19 protein-coding genes, 1 tRNA gene and 2 pseudogenes are annotated in these 13,907 nt (G+C 64.6%); 14 read left to right on the forward strand and 8 right to left on the reverse strand.

Annotated features, from left to right (window positions below; genetic code table 11):
• Positions 1–106 precede the first annotated feature (106 nt).
• Entirely contained in the window at positions 107–940 is an 834-nt protein-coding gene (rlmB, locus tag QM789_RS00955) for a 23S rRNA (guanosine(2251)-2'-O)-methyltransferase RlmB (RefSeq protein WP_420350119.1), read from the reverse strand.
• A gap of 56 nt (positions 941–996) precedes the next feature.
• Here rlmB and QM789_RS00960 point away from each other — a divergent pair.
• From QM789_RS00960 to QM789_RS00975, 4 genes are all read left to right on the forward strand, one after another.
• A tRNA-Tyr gene (locus QM789_RS00960) sits at positions 997–1,080 on the forward strand.
• A 205-nt stretch (positions 1,081–1,285) separates the two neighbouring features.
• On the forward strand, positions 1,286–1,588 hold the full coding sequence (locus tag QM789_RS00965) for a hypothetical protein (protein ID WP_420350120.1): 303 nt from the start codon (positions 1,286–1,288) through the stop codon (positions 1,586–1,588).
• Between the two features lie 108 nt (positions 1,589–1,696).
• Complete coding sequence (locus tag QM789_RS00970; protein WP_420350121.1) at positions 1,697–1,900, forward strand: hypothetical protein; 204 nt, start codon at positions 1,697–1,699, stop codon at positions 1,898–1,900.
• A gap of 60 nt (positions 1,901–1,960) precedes the next feature.
• Entirely contained in the window at positions 1,961–2,293 is a 333-nt protein-coding gene (locus QM789_RS00975) for a hypothetical protein (protein WP_420350122.1), read from the forward strand.
• 39 nt (positions 2,294–2,332) lie between these two features.
• Here QM789_RS00975 and QM789_RS00980 read toward each other — a convergent pair whose 3' ends face one another.
• From QM789_RS00980 to QM789_RS00990, 3 genes and pseudogenes are all read right to left on the reverse strand, one after another.
• Positions 2,333–2,923: a L,D-transpeptidase gene (locus tag QM789_RS00980; protein ID WP_420350123.1), complete on the reverse strand. Its 591-nt coding sequence runs from the start codon at positions 2,921–2,923 to the stop codon at positions 2,333–2,335.
• Between the two features lie 141 nt (positions 2,924–3,064).
• A pseudogene (gene infC / locus QM789_RS00985) lies at positions 3,065–3,605 on the reverse strand (translation initiation factor IF-3).
• Positions 3,606–3,788: 183 nt separating this feature from the next.
• Positions 3,789–5,123: a FliI/YscN family ATPase gene (locus QM789_RS00990; protein ID WP_420350124.1), complete on the reverse strand. Its 1,335-nt coding sequence runs from the start codon at positions 5,121–5,123 to the stop codon at positions 3,789–3,791.
• Positions 5,124–5,204: 81 nt separating this feature from the next.
• Between QM789_RS00990 and QM789_RS00995 the strand changes: the two genes are divergently transcribed.
• From QM789_RS00995 to QM789_RS01040, 10 genes and pseudogenes are all read left to right on the forward strand, one after another.
• Entirely contained in the window at positions 5,205–5,588 is a 384-nt protein-coding gene (locus QM789_RS00995; protein WP_420350125.1) for a FlgB family protein, read from the forward strand.
• 2 nt (positions 5,589–5,590) lie between these two features.
• Complete coding sequence (flgC, locus tag QM789_RS01000; RefSeq protein ID WP_420350126.1) at positions 5,591–5,992, forward strand: flagellar basal body rod protein FlgC; 402 nt, start codon at positions 5,591–5,593, stop codon at positions 5,990–5,992.
• 27 nt (positions 5,993–6,019) lie between these two features.
• On the forward strand, positions 6,020–6,307 hold the full coding sequence (fliE, locus tag QM789_RS01005) for a flagellar hook-basal body complex protein FliE (RefSeq protein ID WP_420350127.1): 288 nt from the start codon (positions 6,020–6,022) through the stop codon (positions 6,305–6,307).
• Positions 6,308–6,311: 4 nt separating this feature from the next.
• Entirely contained in the window at positions 6,312–6,578 is a 267-nt protein-coding gene (locus QM789_RS01010) for a flagellar biosynthetic protein FliQ (RefSeq protein WP_420350128.1), read from the forward strand.
• A 3-nt stretch (positions 6,579–6,581) separates the two neighbouring features.
• The gene (locus QM789_RS01015) at positions 6,582–7,298 is read left to right on the forward strand and encodes a flagellar hook-basal body complex protein (protein WP_420350129.1); all 717 of its coding nucleotides are present in this window, start codon (positions 6,582–6,584) and stop codon (positions 7,296–7,298) included.
• 9 nt (positions 7,299–7,307) lie between these two features.
• Positions 7,308–8,093 (forward strand): flagellar basal-body rod protein FlgG, encoded by a 786-nt coding sequence (flgG, locus tag QM789_RS01020; protein ID WP_420350130.1) that lies wholly within the window; start codon positions 7,308–7,310, stop codon positions 8,091–8,093.
• Between the two features lie 26 nt (positions 8,094–8,119).
• Positions 8,120–8,518 carry a flagellar basal body P-ring formation chaperone FlgA gene (flgA, locus tag QM789_RS01025; RefSeq protein WP_420350739.1) on the forward strand — a complete coding sequence of 133 codons (399 nt, stop codon included), beginning with the start codon at positions 8,120–8,122 and terminating at the stop codon, positions 8,516–8,518.
• An 11-nt stretch (positions 8,519–8,529) separates the two neighbouring features.
• The gene (flgH, locus tag QM789_RS01030; RefSeq protein ID WP_420350131.1) at positions 8,530–9,258 is read left to right on the forward strand and encodes a flagellar basal body L-ring protein FlgH; all 729 of its coding nucleotides are present in this window, start codon (positions 8,530–8,532) and stop codon (positions 9,256–9,258) included.
• Between the two features lie 9 nt (positions 9,259–9,267).
• The gene (locus tag QM789_RS01035; RefSeq protein WP_420350132.1) at positions 9,268–9,792 is read left to right on the forward strand and encodes a flagellar basal body-associated FliL family protein; all 525 of its coding nucleotides are present in this window, start codon (positions 9,268–9,270) and stop codon (positions 9,790–9,792) included.
• A 322-nt stretch (positions 9,793–10,114) separates the two neighbouring features.
• Positions 10,115–10,227: pseudogene (locus QM789_RS01040) on the forward strand (IS3 family transposase); the annotation flags it as partial.
• Between the two features lie 624 nt (positions 10,228–10,851).
• On the opposite strand, the gene QM789_RS01045 reads toward QM789_RS01040, so the two are convergent.
• The 4 genes from QM789_RS01045 to QM789_RS01060 are packed head-to-tail and all read right to left on the reverse strand — an operon-like array spanning position 10,852 to position 13,907.
• Complete coding sequence (locus tag QM789_RS01045) at positions 10,852–11,682, reverse strand: inositol monophosphatase family protein (protein WP_420350133.1); 831 nt, start codon at positions 11,680–11,682, stop codon at positions 10,852–10,854.
• 13 nt (positions 11,683–11,695) lie between these two features.
• Positions 11,696–12,397: an ABC transporter permease gene (locus QM789_RS01050; RefSeq protein WP_420350134.1), complete on the reverse strand. Its 702-nt coding sequence runs from the start codon at positions 12,395–12,397 to the stop codon at positions 11,696–11,698.
• Positions 12,394–13,092 carry an ABC transporter permease gene (locus QM789_RS01055; RefSeq protein WP_420350135.1) on the reverse strand — a complete coding sequence of 233 codons (699 nt, stop codon included), beginning with the start codon at positions 13,090–13,092 and terminating at the stop codon, positions 12,394–12,396. The genes QM789_RS01050 and QM789_RS01055 overlap by 4 nt, the downstream gene beginning before the upstream one ends.
• A 23-nt stretch (positions 13,093–13,115) precedes the next feature.
• Positions 13,116–13,907, reverse strand: a complete 792-nt coding sequence (locus tag QM789_RS01060; RefSeq protein ID WP_420350136.1) for a transporter substrate-binding domain-containing protein — start codon at positions 13,905–13,907, stop codon at positions 13,116–13,118.

Below are 13,907 nucleotides of genomic sequence, written 5' to 3' on the forward strand. Positions count from 1 at the left end.
GTGAACTGAAGCGCAACGGTTCCAAGGTTGCGCCTCTGTATTAGTATCTAGAACCGTAAAAGATGAATTAAAGGGCAGCGCAGGAAAAATCGCGCCTTTGTGAGTTTCAGCGATTGACAGCCGCGTAAAGCGACACCGCCGCCGCATTCGACACATTGAGCGAGCCGAACGCCCCCGCGAAGGGAATCCGCACCAGCATGTCGCAGGTCTCGCGGGTCTTCTCCCGCAGGCCCGGCCCTTCGGCGCCCAGCACGAGCCCCACCGGACGCGGCCCGACCTGCGCGAGCCCCTCGGCCAGGGTCATTTCGGCTTCGCCCGCCAGCCCCAGCAGCAGATAGCCCATCTCGCGCAGATCGCGCATCGCCTCGGCCAGATTCGTCACCCGCAGATAGGGTTGCCGTTCCAGCGCACCCGAAGCGGTCTTGGCCAGCGCGCCGGTTTCGGGCGCCGAATGCCGGGCGGGAGCGATCACCGCCCGCGCGCCGAACACCTCTGCCGAACGCAGCACCGCGCCGACGTTATGCGGATCCGTCACCCGGTCCAGCAGCACGACCAGCGGCGCCCCGGCCCCCGTCAGCGCCACATCATCAAGCCGCCCCCAGTCCAGCGGCTTCACCTCAAGCGCCGCGCCCTGATGCACGGAATCGGCCGAAAGCGGCACCAGCGTGTCGAACCTGCGCGGCTCGGCAATCTCGGGCTCCAGCCCCCCCGCCGCAATCGCCTCACCCAGCTTGTCCGCCGCGTTTTTCGTCAACACCAGCCGCAGCTTCTGCCGCGCGGGATTCATCAGCGCGTCCCGGACGGCATGCAGCCCGAACAGCCAGACGGTCTCCGCCGCGGCGGCCCGCTTCGCGCGTTCCTTGTCGATGACCCAGCTCGGCTTTTTCATGGTGTTCCCCTTCGCTTGCCCCTGACTGCCCTGTGCAACCGGCTTTGGCAAGAGGAGTCAAAATCCCGCTTGACGCCCCCCGCCCCCCCGGCTATTCAGCCCGCGTCGGGTGACGAGCTGCAAGGTGCGGCAGCGGACTGTAACTCCGCCGGGGAGACCCATGCCTGGTTCGATTCCAGGGTCACCCACCACGACAACGCGGGAAATCCATTTTCCGGACCGATTGGATGGCCTGCGCACCTCCGGATCGGATCTCTGTCGGACAGCGCGGATCACATCCATATTGCACTCCTGAGGCGGTTCCATATATCCAAGGCAGCCGTCGGTTGTATTTGGATGGGAAAGGCCGTCGCAGTTCCGGCGCCGATTTCACATATACTGGGCAGGAGAAGAACGATGCGATTGATCCCCGTGCTGACCGTGGCCGCCATGCTGGGCGGGTGCAGCGATCCCGGCTTTCGCGGCGTGCCGAGCGTACGGACGGCCGAAGCGTCCGAGGTCGGGGCCTGCCGCTATGTCACCGACATCCGGATGAGGCCCGGCGTTTACGGTCCGGTCCTGGGCGATCAGGGCGTGAAATATGCGCGCAACAAGGTGCTGGAAAGCGCACAGAAAAGCGGCGCCAACACCGTCGTCTTCGATCCGGTCGAACCCGGCGCGGCGGTTTACCTGCTGACGGCGAAGGCCTACTCCTGCTGAGCGCGCATGGCTGCCATGCAGATCACCCTATGGATAAGTCAACGGTTCTGACGCATCATCCGGGGATGGGAGGAAACAACGCCTGACTGCAACCCTCAGGAGGTTTCCATGACTTTCGCCACGACGACGACTGACAAGCGCCTGCCCTTCGTTGCCCAGGTCTCCGGCGCCCTGCTGCGCAAGATGGACAGCGAACCGCAACTGGCCGAAATCGACCGCCTCTCCGCCCTCAGCGACGACGAACTGGCCGGGATGGGCCTGCGCCGCGGCGGAATCGCCGGAAAGGTGCTGGGCAATCGCTTCTGTTACTGACCCCTTGCGCCCCGGCCGGTCCCGCCCGATATTCGACGGGCAATCGGCTGGGGGAACGGAATGACCGGGATCAATACGCCTGTGATGACGCAGCAACTGATGGAAGTGCGGGGCGATATCGTGCTGGCGGCGCTCTGTATCGGGCAGTTTCATGCCCCCTGCCAGATCGACGGCAATCGGCTTCTGGTTCTGGCGGAGGCGCCGCTGCGGCAGGTTCTCCAGACGCTCGGGCTTGAACTGAACGATACGGACGAACCCTTCACCCCGGTGCCCTGCTTTGCGCCGGAGGCAGGGGCGCACGGCGCCGCGCGGCGGGCGGTGCAGACCCATGCCTTGCTCGACACCGATGATTACGTTCCGACAGAGACGGATCGCCGTGGCTCGAACGCCTGAGGCCCGGGGATTGGGGCGGGCCCCGCGGCGCTTCGCCCTTCAGATGATCTTCACCTGCGTGCCAACCGGGCACAGATCGTAAAGCTCGGCGATCTTTTCGTTGAAGGTGCCGATGCAGCCCGAGGAACTCCTGCGCCCGATCTTGCGGGTGTCGTGGGTGCCGTGGATGATATAGGCGGGCCAGCTCAGATACATCGCATGGGTGCCGAGCGGATTGTCCGGGCCCGGCGGCATCGGGTGCAGGCTCGGATCCCGTTCGATCATCGACGGCGTTGGCGTCCAGCTCGGCCCGATCTTCTTGCGCACGATCTCGGTATAGCCGCGTCGGGTCAGTTCCTCGTTCATCGGCACGGAGGTCGGATAAATCCGGTAATCCGCCCCATCGACGGCCCAGTAATGCAGCGCCTTCGACTGCGTGTCCGCGATCAGCGTCACCCGGTCCAGCCTGTCGAAATGATCCTGCCACAGGATCTCCCGGAAGGAGGAGACGTTGCGCCGCCCCGCCTCGGCGACAAGCGCCTGCTGCTGCGCCATCGGAACGTCCTGCGTCGCGGCACGGGCGAGCGCCGGGGTGAGCAGGGCCGCGGCCCCGGTCGCAACGGCGGCACGGCGGGTCAGGCGGATCGTCATGGGCTGTTCCTTTTGCGTGGTCTTGAATGTGACTTTCCGGGAATGCCGCGCTTCGGGCAAGTCATGCGCCGTCACGATCGCGCGATCGGAATCGAAAGGCCCCCGCCGAGGCAGGGGCCGGAAATGCCACGGGCGATTGCCTCACCTCGGGCCGATCATCATCACCATCTGCCGACCTTCGAGTTTCGGCATGCTTCTCGACCTTGCCCGCCTCGCCGACATCGGACGCCACGCGGTTCAGAAGCTCGATGCCCAGTTGCTGGTGCGCCATCTCCCGGCCACGGAACCGCAAGGTGACCTTCACCTTGTCGCCCTCGCTCAGGAATTTCATCACCGACCGCATCTTGACGTCGTAGTCATGCGTATCGGTGCCCGGGCGGAACTTGATTTCCTTGATCTCGATGATCTTCTGCTTCTTGCGCGCCTCGGCCTCGCGCTTCTGCTGCTCGTATTTGAACTTGCCGTAGTCCATGATCTTGCACACTGGCGGCTCCGCCGTGGGCGAGATTTCTACCAGGTCCAGACCGGCTTCCTCGGCCATCGCAAGGGCGCGCGACGGCGAGATGACCCCGACATTTTCACCGTCCGCCCCGATCAGGCGGATTTCGGGCGCGCGGATCCGTTCGTTGATCCGGGGGCCGGTGTCGCGTTGCGGCGGGGCGTTGTGTGGTCTGCGGGCTATGGCTGTGATCCTTGAATGGCCAATACGAGTGGCGCGCAAAATAAGGTCGTGACCGCGCGGTTTCAACTGGATTCGCGGAACCGGGGCGGCAGTTTCTGTCGTTTTTTCGGAGAATCGGGTCTTCGCGGGGTGGTGACGCGGCAAATACAGCTGAGCGGATCGACGCACCACGATCGGGCGGCCTCATGTATCGAAGGCCGCGACGCCGTTCAGGATCCCCGCAAGCCGCTCGAAACTCGCCTTCACATCCTGCTCTTCATCCGCCCCGATGAAGGCATCCAGCGCGGGCCAGACCCGGATCGCGGCATCGACCACCTGATCCGACCCCGCCGCGTAAAGCCCGGCCTGGATCATCATCTCCGCCTTGTCATAGGCGCCAAGGAGCTTGCGCGCCCGGCCGATCAACTGGTTCTCTCCCGGCGTCGCCGCATCGGGAAGCGAGCGCGAAACCGAGCGCAGCAGGTCGATCGCGGGATACCGCCCCCGCTCGGCAATGGCGCGGTCGAGGATCACATGCCCGTCGAGCGTGCCGCGCAGGATATCCGCGACAGGCTCCTCCATATCCGACCCCGCCACCAGCACCGAGAAGATCGCCGTGATGTCGCCGCCACCCTCCACGCCCGGGCCGGAGCGTTCCGCGAGCGACATGATCTGATGCGACACCGAAGGGGGGAAACCGCGCAGGCTGGGCGCCTCGCCGGCGGCGAGCGCGATTTCCCGGTGCGCTTCGGCAAAGCGGGTCACGCTGTCCGCAAGGAACAGGACATGCAGGCCACGGTCGCGGAAATGCTCGGCCACCGACATTGCCGCCCAGGCGCAACGGCGGCGGATGAGCGGTGACTGATCCGATGTCGCCGCAACGATTACGGACCGTTCCATACCCTCCGGCCCCAGAACTTTCTCCACGAATTCACGCACTTCGCGCCCGCGTTCGCCGACCATCGCGATCACCACCACATCGGCGCTGACACCCTTCGCGAATTTCGACAGCAGGGAGGATTTGCCGACGCCCGACCCCGCGAACAGGCCGATCCGCTGCCCCCGGACCAGCGGCAACAGCGTGTTGAAGACGCACATGCCCGTTTCCAGCCGCCCGCCCAGCCGACGCCGCCGCGCCGCGGGGGGCGGCGTCTGCCGCAGCTGGCGTTCGGTCCCGCCGCGCAGGATCGGCCGCCCGTCGAGGGCCCGGCCAAAGGGATCGACGATCCGCCCGACCCAGGAATCATCCGGCGCAATCCCCGATTGGCCGAGCAGATCAACCCTGTCGCCGATCGCCAGCCCATCCGGTTCGCAATCGCACAGCAGGCGCACCTCCGCCCCGCCAAGCGCGATCACCTCGGCCCCGATGCACCGCCCCGACTGCGCCATAATGGAAACGCGATCGCCCAGCGTCGCCCGCCGGGCAAGCCCGCTGACGATGACGGCGCCGCCCGATACCTCCGCGACCCGGCCCACCGGATGCACCGCCTCGATCTGCTCGATCTCGGCCTGAAGCAGACCGAACCCTTCGACAGCCATTCTGGCCTCCTTCTGTTCTCGAAAGGTTTTCTAAATGATTCGCTCTTAATCCAAGGTTGATCGCTCGGAGGAGAAGCCCCGATGTTTGAAAAACTCGATATCTTGCGCACGGCCCAGGCAATGGCGGTCCATGCGACGCAGCGCCAGAACCTGATCGCCCAGAATGTCGCGAATGCCGACACCCCGGGCTATCGCAGCCGCGACCTGACCTCCTTTGAAGACGCCTATGCCGAAGCGTCGGGGGAAGGGATGCGCGCGACCCGCGCGGGGCATCTCGGCGCCGGATCCGCCTCCTTTGTGGAAGAGGTCGAGGATGACGGATCGGCGATGTCCCCGGATGGGAATTCTGTCTCGATCGAAGACGAAATGGTGAAATCCGTCGGGGTGCAGCGCCAGCACAATCTGGCGATGACAATCTACAAAACGTCGCTCGGCATCCTGCGCAGCAGCATCGGAGGAGCGTGACCATGAGTGATTTCGGCAATGCACTCGCCATTTCGGCCTCCGGCATGAAGGCGCAGGCACAGCGGTTGCGCCATGTGTCGGAGAATATCTCCAACGCCGACACGCCCGGCTATCGCCGCAAGCTGACCTCGTTCGAGGAGACCAGCGCGGACCTGGGGGCGGACCCGGTGCCGGGTGGCGTTCAGGTGGGCGACGTGAGCCTGGACGAAGGCGACCTGCCAAGGATTTTTGCCCCGGGCCATCCGATGGCGGATGGGGCGGGGTATTACGATGGCTCCAACGTCGACCTGATCGTCGAGCTTGCGGACGCCCGCGAGGCGCAGCGCAGCTACGAAGCCAATCTGAAGATGTTCGATCAGTCCCGCCAGATGTCATCCTCCGTGCTCGAACTTTTGAAACGTTAATCCTCCCAAGTCTTTAAGGGGTCCAGAATGGATATCAGATCGTCTCTTGCCTCCCTTGGCTACAGCCATGCCCGGAACGTCGCCGCACCGGATCCGGAGGCGTCTTCTTCGTCTTACCTGGCGTCCGCTGTCGAGAATTTTCAGGATACGGTGCGCGGCGGGGAAGAGGCCGCCAAGGGCGCCATGCTGGGCACCGTCGACCCGCATGCCCTGGTCGAGGCGCTGGCGAATACCGAACTCGCGGTCGAAACGGCCGTTGCCGTACGCAACAAGGTCGTCGAAGCCTATCAGCAGATCCTGCAAATGCCGGTCTGAAGTCATGAACGACCTGATCTTCTTCGACTCGATGCGCCAGGCGCTCTGGATCGCGGTGATGATCTCGGCCCCCATGCTCGGCGTTGCGCTGATCGCGGGGGTGACGATCGGCCTGTTCCAGGCGCTGACCTCGATCCAGGAGATGACGCTGACCTTCGTGCCGAAGGTGGTCGCGATGCTGGTCGTCTTCTGGGTGTCGATGTCCTTCATGTCGGAGACGCTGGTCGATTTCTTTCAGAGGCGGATCATTCCGCTGATCGCCGGAGGTTGAACCATGGATAACGCGATCTATGCCGGCCTGGCCCGGCAATCCGGGCTGATGCAGGAAATGCAGAGCATCGCCAACAACATGGCGAATGCCTCGACGACGGGTTTCCGGCGCGAAGGCGTGGTGTTTTCGGAATATGTCGACGGGCTGGAGGGCGAGGCGCCCTCGCTGTCGATGGCCTATGCGCATGGCCGCAGCATCGACCTGCAACAGGGCGGGCTGACCTCGACCGGGGGCAGCTTCGATTTCGCGATCGAAGGCAAGGGTTTCTTCATGATCCAGACGCCCGAGGGCAATCAACTGACCCGCGCGGGCAGTTTCATTCCCTCGGCGGAGGGTGAACTTTTGACGCCGGACGGATATCCGGTCCTCGACCAGGGCGGTTCGCCGGTGATGATCCCGCTGGGTCAGGGTCCGGTGTTCATGGCGCAGGACGGAACGCTGTCCGTGAACGGCGCACCGGTGGCCCAGCTCGGCGTGTTCCTTCCGGCGGAGGGCGATGACCTGACCCATGCCGCCGGAACACGCTTCAAGACGGAAAATCCACCGGAACCTGCGGAGGATTATGTGATGCTTCAAGGCAGGCTTGAGGAATCCAACGTGGATCCGGTCAAGGAAATCACCCGGATGATCGTGGTCCAGCGCGCCTATGAAATGGGCCAGACCTTCCTCGACCGTGAGGATCAACGCATCCGTGGTGTCATTTCCACGCTCAGCCGATAGGAGACAATCATGCGCGCACTTCAGATCGCCGCCACCGGGATGAGCGCCCAGCAAACCCGCGTCGAAGTCATTTCAAACAACCTCGCGAACATGTCGACGACCGGCTACAACGCCCGGCGCGCGGAATTCGCCGACCTGTTTTATCAGCAGCAAACCCGTCCCGGCACGCTGTCCTCAAGCGACGGCACGATGATCCCTGCCGGTGTGCAGCTTGGGCTCGGCGTCCGGCCGGCCGCGGTCAGCGTCCAGTTGTCACAGGGCACGCTCTCGCGCACCGGCGGCGATCTGGATCTGGCAATCGACGGATATGGCTATCTGGAAGTCACGATGCCCTCCGGGGTTTCGGGCTATACCCGTGACGGTGGGCTGAAGCGGTCCGCCGATGGCGAGATCGTCACCTCCGACGGCTATACGGTTGTGCCGGGCATCACCATTCCCACGGATGCAAGTTCGGTCGCCATCAACAATGATGGCGAAGTCTATGCCTATTTCACCAACCAAGTTCAGCCACAGCTTCTGGGTCAGCTCACCCTGGCCGGTTTCACCAACGAAAAGGGGCTTCAGGCCATCGGTTCGAACCTGTTCATCGAAACAGAAGCCTCCGGGCCGCCGCAGGTTTCGACACCCGGCGCGGACGGGCTTGGCACCGTGCGTCAGGGCTATCTGGAAGAAAGCTCCGTCGATGCCGTGCGCGAAATCACCGAACTGATCAAGGCCCAACGCGGCTATGAGATGAATGCCAAGGTCATCACCGCGGCCGATGAAATGCTTGGCGCGACGGTGCAGATCAGATGACGTTCCGCCCCGCCGTTTTCGCTCTGATGCTGCTGCTTCCGGGCTCCGTTTCGGCGGAAACGGTGGTGGCGGCGCGTGTGCTCCGCGCGCAGACCATCATCGCTGCCGAGGATCTGAAGCTCGAACCTTCCACCGTGTCCGGCGCGCTGGACAACCCGCAGGACGCCATCGGTTTTGAAACCCGTGTAGCGATCTATGCCGGCCAGCCAATCCGTCCCGACAACATCGGCCCTCCGGCCATCGTCGACCGCAACCAGAAGGTCACCCTGATCTTCCGCAAGGGCGGGTTGTCCATTTTCGCCGAAGGCCGGGCCCTCAGCCGCGGAGGGATCGGCGACACGATCCGCGTCATGAATTCCGCCTCGAAGACGACCGTTCTCGCAACGCTCGCTCCGGATGGGGCCGCCTATGTTCAATCCCAATGAGACCCGCCCCCATGCGCACCCCCATCACCCTGCTTCTGATCGCCGCCGCGCTCTGTGGCTGCCAAAGGCTGAGCCAGGTCGGCAAAACCCCCGCCTTTACCCCGATCGAAAACAGCAACGAATTCTTTGCCATGAATTCAACCCCGATGCCCGTGGAGGCTGAACGCCACGCTCCGGTGCATCAGGCCTCCCTGTGGTCCGGCACGCGCGGCTCGCTCCTCGGCGACAAGCGGGCGGCGAGCCGTGGGGATATCCTGACCGTGGTCATCGAGATCAACGACAAGGCGGAAATCTCGAATACGTCGGACCGCAGCCGGGCGGGATCGGACAGCATGGGCATCCCCCAGCTTTTTGGTCTTTCCCAGCGGGCCGACAAACGCCTGCCCGATGGCGCCTCCATGGCGGACGCCTACAAGACCAGCAGCAAGTCCTCCTATGAAGGTTCCGGTTCGGTCGCGCGCAAGGAAAAGCTGACCCTGCGTGTCGCCGCGACCGTGATCGACCGGCTGCCCAACGGTGCCATGCGCATCCAGGGCAGCCAGGAGGTCCGGGTGAATTATGAGGTTCGTGAACTTGTTGTGACGGGTTTCGTCCGGCCGGAGGATGTGAGCCGGCAAAACGAGGTGACCTATGACAAGATAGCCGGTGCCCGCATTTCCTATGGTGGACGCGGACAGATTACCGATGTCCAGCAACCTCGTTACGGCCAGCAAGCGGCCGATGTGCTTCTGCCCTTCTGAGGTCTGCCGATGCGTAAGATCCTGCCCATATTGCTCGCTCTCATCGGCATCGCTGCCGGAGGCGGCGCCGGATATTTCCTGCGCCCGCCGCCCACGCCGGCCGCCCCCGAACCTGCCTGCGCAGAAGAGCCCTGCGAGAATCGCGTGGAGGAATCGAAGGGCGAAGGCGGTCATGCCGCTTCTCCGGACACCGGCCCGACCGATCAGAAGACCGAATTCGCCAAGCTGAACAATCAGTTCATCGTTCCCGACATCAGGAACGGCGCAATTTCGTCCCTCGTCGTGCTTTCCCTCAGCTTGGAGGTTACCCAGGGAAGCACCGAAAAGGTATTCTCTCTGGAGCCAAAACTGCGCGACAGTATCCTGCGGGTTCTGTTCGATCACGCCAATGCCGGCGGCTTCCGCGGCGATTTCACCTCCTCAGCGAAGATGGAAGATCTGCGCAGAAGCCTCCTTGAAGCTGCCCGGAGTATTATGGGGGCCGACGTCAGAGGCATATTGATTTCAGATATCGTGCGTCAGGACATGTCATGAGCATATGGCCGGAACCAGACAACCTCCGCACTGTGATCTCTGCTGCCTTGCCCCTGCGGAACCCGTTCAGTTTAAGCGGCTGATCTGAATTCCTCCTCAGGCTTGCGCATTGCGAGCGCCTGGGAGGGCGGCGGTTGTGTAGGGGCTGATGCTGTCGAAGCAGTGGCGATCCCCGCATTGCGCTTTCAGTGTCCGGATCACGCCGTTTTGCTGTGGGGCGATGAACTCCTGCTTCAGGCCGTAGCTGCGGACCAGAACCGTGAACTTGCGACGGATAAAAACCGGGCCATTATCCGACCTCAGGAGGAACTCCGCTGGCGCCCGGAAACTGACCTCGGCAGACGTGATTGACGTGCTGACCGACCTGTTCATCCCGCGCGGCGTGCCAGCCTTCATCCATTCGGCAACGGCACGGAATTCATCGCGTTGGCGGTCCACGCAATCCACCGCGGTGATCATCCCTCCGCCCGCGCGGTCCCGAACACACCATGATCTAGGCTTTGCGAGAGCATATCCGCGTCACGCCGGGCAACCAGCGCGCTCTCCGGTTCCTGCCTGCCCGGACCGGGGATGGCCGCGGAGACATGGCTCCCGGCTGAACCCAACCGACACGGATCAGCGGCTCCCTCGCGAGCGTGGCTGTAACGATCACCTGCCGCCCGGCAGGCGGTTTCATCCCCAACCGCACCGCCAGCGCTTCCGCACACCCAGCATTACACCCCAAGGGGAAAGCGCCACGCAACACGGCCGTCTGTGGAGATGATCTGTTCGATCTGACTGCGCGAAAGTTGGAGCATGTGGCCGATTCCCGAAGCCCGGCCCCCTACGGACCGGGCTGGCCGAACTCTTGCTGAATGATACTTATTGTCCATATAAAACCATTACGTCCATTCGTGGTCTCGGCAGGCATTCCCGGCGGCTGCCCTTCGCCACGCGGGTCGCCGTATCATCGAGTGTCCGCAGAGCACCACCTTCTCCTCCGGGCGGACCGAGAGGCTGATGCCCTTCAGGATCGGCGTCGACCCGTAGGATTTGTGCAATCCGCCGACATGGATCATCTCATGCATCGCGTTTCTCCCCAGGCCGGGGTGGCGAGCCGCGCAACCGCTCCAGCACCGTTTCATGCAGCCGGATATCGCCGGTCGCCGCGCAAAGCGTATGGCCCGAGGCGAGCGTCAGCGGGCGCCCCTCCCAGTCGCTGATCGTCGCGCCCGCGCCGGTCAGCACCGGCACCAGCGCGCAATAGTCGAACGGATCCAGCCCGGCGTCGACGCAGACATCCAGACTGCCGTCCGCCACCCGGCCATAGGCCATGCAGCTTCCGCCGTAGACGCACCAGGCAACCTCGGCGCGCAGCCGCTGGAACCCGCGCATGGCCTCGGGGCCGAAACTGTCGGGGCCGCCGTTGCTGATCAGCGCCTGCGCCAGGCCGGGACAGGCGCGGCTGCGGATGGGGCGGCCGTTGAGCGTGGTGGGCTGGCCGCTGATGCCCAGCCAGCGGTCGCCGGTCAGCGGATTGTCGATCAGGCCCAGCACCGGCGCCCCGCCCCGCGTCAGCGCGATCAGCGTGCCGAAAACCGCAAGCCCGCCGACGAAGGCCTTGGTGCCGTCGATCGGGTCGATGACCCAGACATATTCCTGGTCGAGCCCGGTGGCGGCGAATTCCTCCCCAAGAATGCCGTGGCCGGGAAAGGCCGCCCCGATGCGTTCGCGCAGCGCGGTTTCGATCCGGCGGTCGGTTTCCGTCACCGGGCTCAGGTCCGCTTTCGTGTCGGGCCGCCGGTCCCTGGGGAAGGCCTCGGCGATGATCGCGCGGGCCGCATCCGCGAGGCTTTCGGCGAAGCCCGCCTGTCCGGCGAGCCGGTCTTCGTCACGGGTCAGTCTTTCCATGATAGGCCTTCCGTCATGTCTGGGCCGCAGGCGCGCTGCGCATATGTGCCGAGAGCCGCCATTCCACCAGCCGCAGCAGGCGCGTCAGGCTCCAGGCGATGGCGAGGTAGATCAGCGCCGCCGCGATAAAGATTTCGTAAGGCGCGAAGGTGCGCGAAACGATGGTGTTCGCCGTGCCGGTCAGCTCCATGATGGTGATGGTGCTGGTGATCGAGGTGCCCTTCATCATGCTGATGACCTCGTTGCCGTAGGCGGGCAGCGCGGTGCGCACCGCCTGCGGCAGGATCACCAGCCGGTACAGCTGCACGCGGGTCATGCCGCAGGCGCGCGCCGCCTCGATCTGGCCCGCGCCGACATTGGCGATCCCCCCGCGCAGGATGTTGGCGGTATAGGCGGCGGTATGCAGCGAGAGCGTCAGCAGCGCGCAGGGCCAGGCCTGCCGCAGGAGCGGCCAGAGGAAGCTGTCGCGCACGAACTGGAACTGCGCGAGGCCGTAATAGACGATGGCCACCTGCACCAGCAGCGGCGTGCCCCGGAAGAACGAGATGTAGAAGCCGATCGGCCAGCGCAGCCAGAGGCTTTGCGACCCGGCCGCGATCCCGATCGGCACCGCCAGCGCGCCCCCGATCAGCAAGGTGAGGAACAGCAGTTGCAATGTCGTCACCGCCGCGCCCAGAAGCGCGGGCAGGTTCTGGATCATGACGTCCCAGTTCATGCCGTCACCCGCCGTTCCCCGCGCCGCGCGCGCGCCTCCAGCCAGCCGACGAGGCGGCTGTTCGCCATGGTCAGCACGAAATAGACCAGCGCCGCGATCATGTAGAAGCGGAACGGCTCGCGCGTGACGGAGGTGGCCATGGCCGAATAGCCCATCAGATCATGCAGCCCTACGACCGAGATCAGCGAAGTGTCCTTGATCAGCGACACCCAGTGATTGCCCAGGCCCGGCAGGGCGTAGCGCAGCATCAGGGGCAGGCGGACATGCAAGAACACAAGCCACGGCCGCAGGCCGAGGGTGCGGGCGGCCTCGATCACGCCCACCGGCACCGCCTGCCACGCGCCCCGGATGATCTCCGCCGCATAGCCGCCGAACACGAGGCTCAGCGCGAAGACCCCGGCCTGAAGCGGCGGCACCTCGACGAAGCCCTTCGACTCGACGAACAGGCTCAGCGCCCGGGTCAGCGCCATGGTGCCGCCGAAATAGACGATCAGGATCACCAGCAGTTCGGGCGTGCCGCGCATGACCAGGCTGAACCCGCGCCCGAACGCCGCCAGAATGCGGTTCGGCGACAATTGTGCCAGCGCGCCCAGCATGCCCCACACCAGCCCGACCGCCAGCGACAGCACCGCCGTCAGCATGGTGATCCAGGCGCCCCGGGCGATCTCGTCGCCCCAGCCCAAGAAGGGATCCATCGCAGCCTCTCCGGATCAGGCGGTCATTCGGACCAGGCGCCGGGCAGGACCGGGAACGTCCAGTATTTCAGGTTGATGGTCTTGAAGGTGCCATCCGCGAACATGCCTTCCAGCGCCTTGTTGACCTCACCTTGCAATGCGGTGTCCTCCTTGCGCACGCCAATGCCGACGCCGGGGCCGAAATAGGCGGTGTCGTTGATTTCGGGGCCGACGAAGCCGTAGCCCGCGCCCTCGGGCTTGCTCAGGAAGTCGCTGTCCAGCTTGATCGGCCCGGCGAAGATCAGGTCCACCCGGCCCGATTGCAGGTCGAGGATCATGTTGTCCACCTTGTCGTATTCGGCGATGCGCGCGCCGGGGAACTTGTCGGTGAAATAGGGCAGGTAGGTCGAGGCGCGCTGGATCGCGATGGTCTTGCCCTCGATGCCCTTCGGGTTGGGCTGGCCGTCCGCCGTCACCGGCTCCAGCCCGCTGTCCTTCGGGCCGACGAAGCGGGCGGAGGAGGAACGGTAGGGGATCGAGAAGTTGATGCTCTTCATCCGCTCCTCGGTGATCGACATCGAGGCTGAGATCAGTTCGTACTTGCCCGCCAGCAGGCCGGGGATCATGCCGTCCCACGCCTGGCAGACGATTTCCGTTTCGCGACCGAGGCGCTTGCCGATCTCGTTGGCGATATCAACGTCGAAGCCCTTCAGGGTGCCGTCGCTGTCCTGATAGCCGAAGGGCGGATAGGTGCAGTCCGCCGCGATTTTCAGTGGCTCGGCCAGGGCGGGGGCGGCAAGGAGCGCCAGGGCAAGCGCCGCGATCGTGGATTTCAT

This window comes from Paenirhodobacter sp., from assembly GCF_047600745.1.
Taxonomy (GTDB): domain Bacteria; phylum Pseudomonadota; class Alphaproteobacteria; order Rhodobacterales; family Rhodobacteraceae; genus Rhodobacter.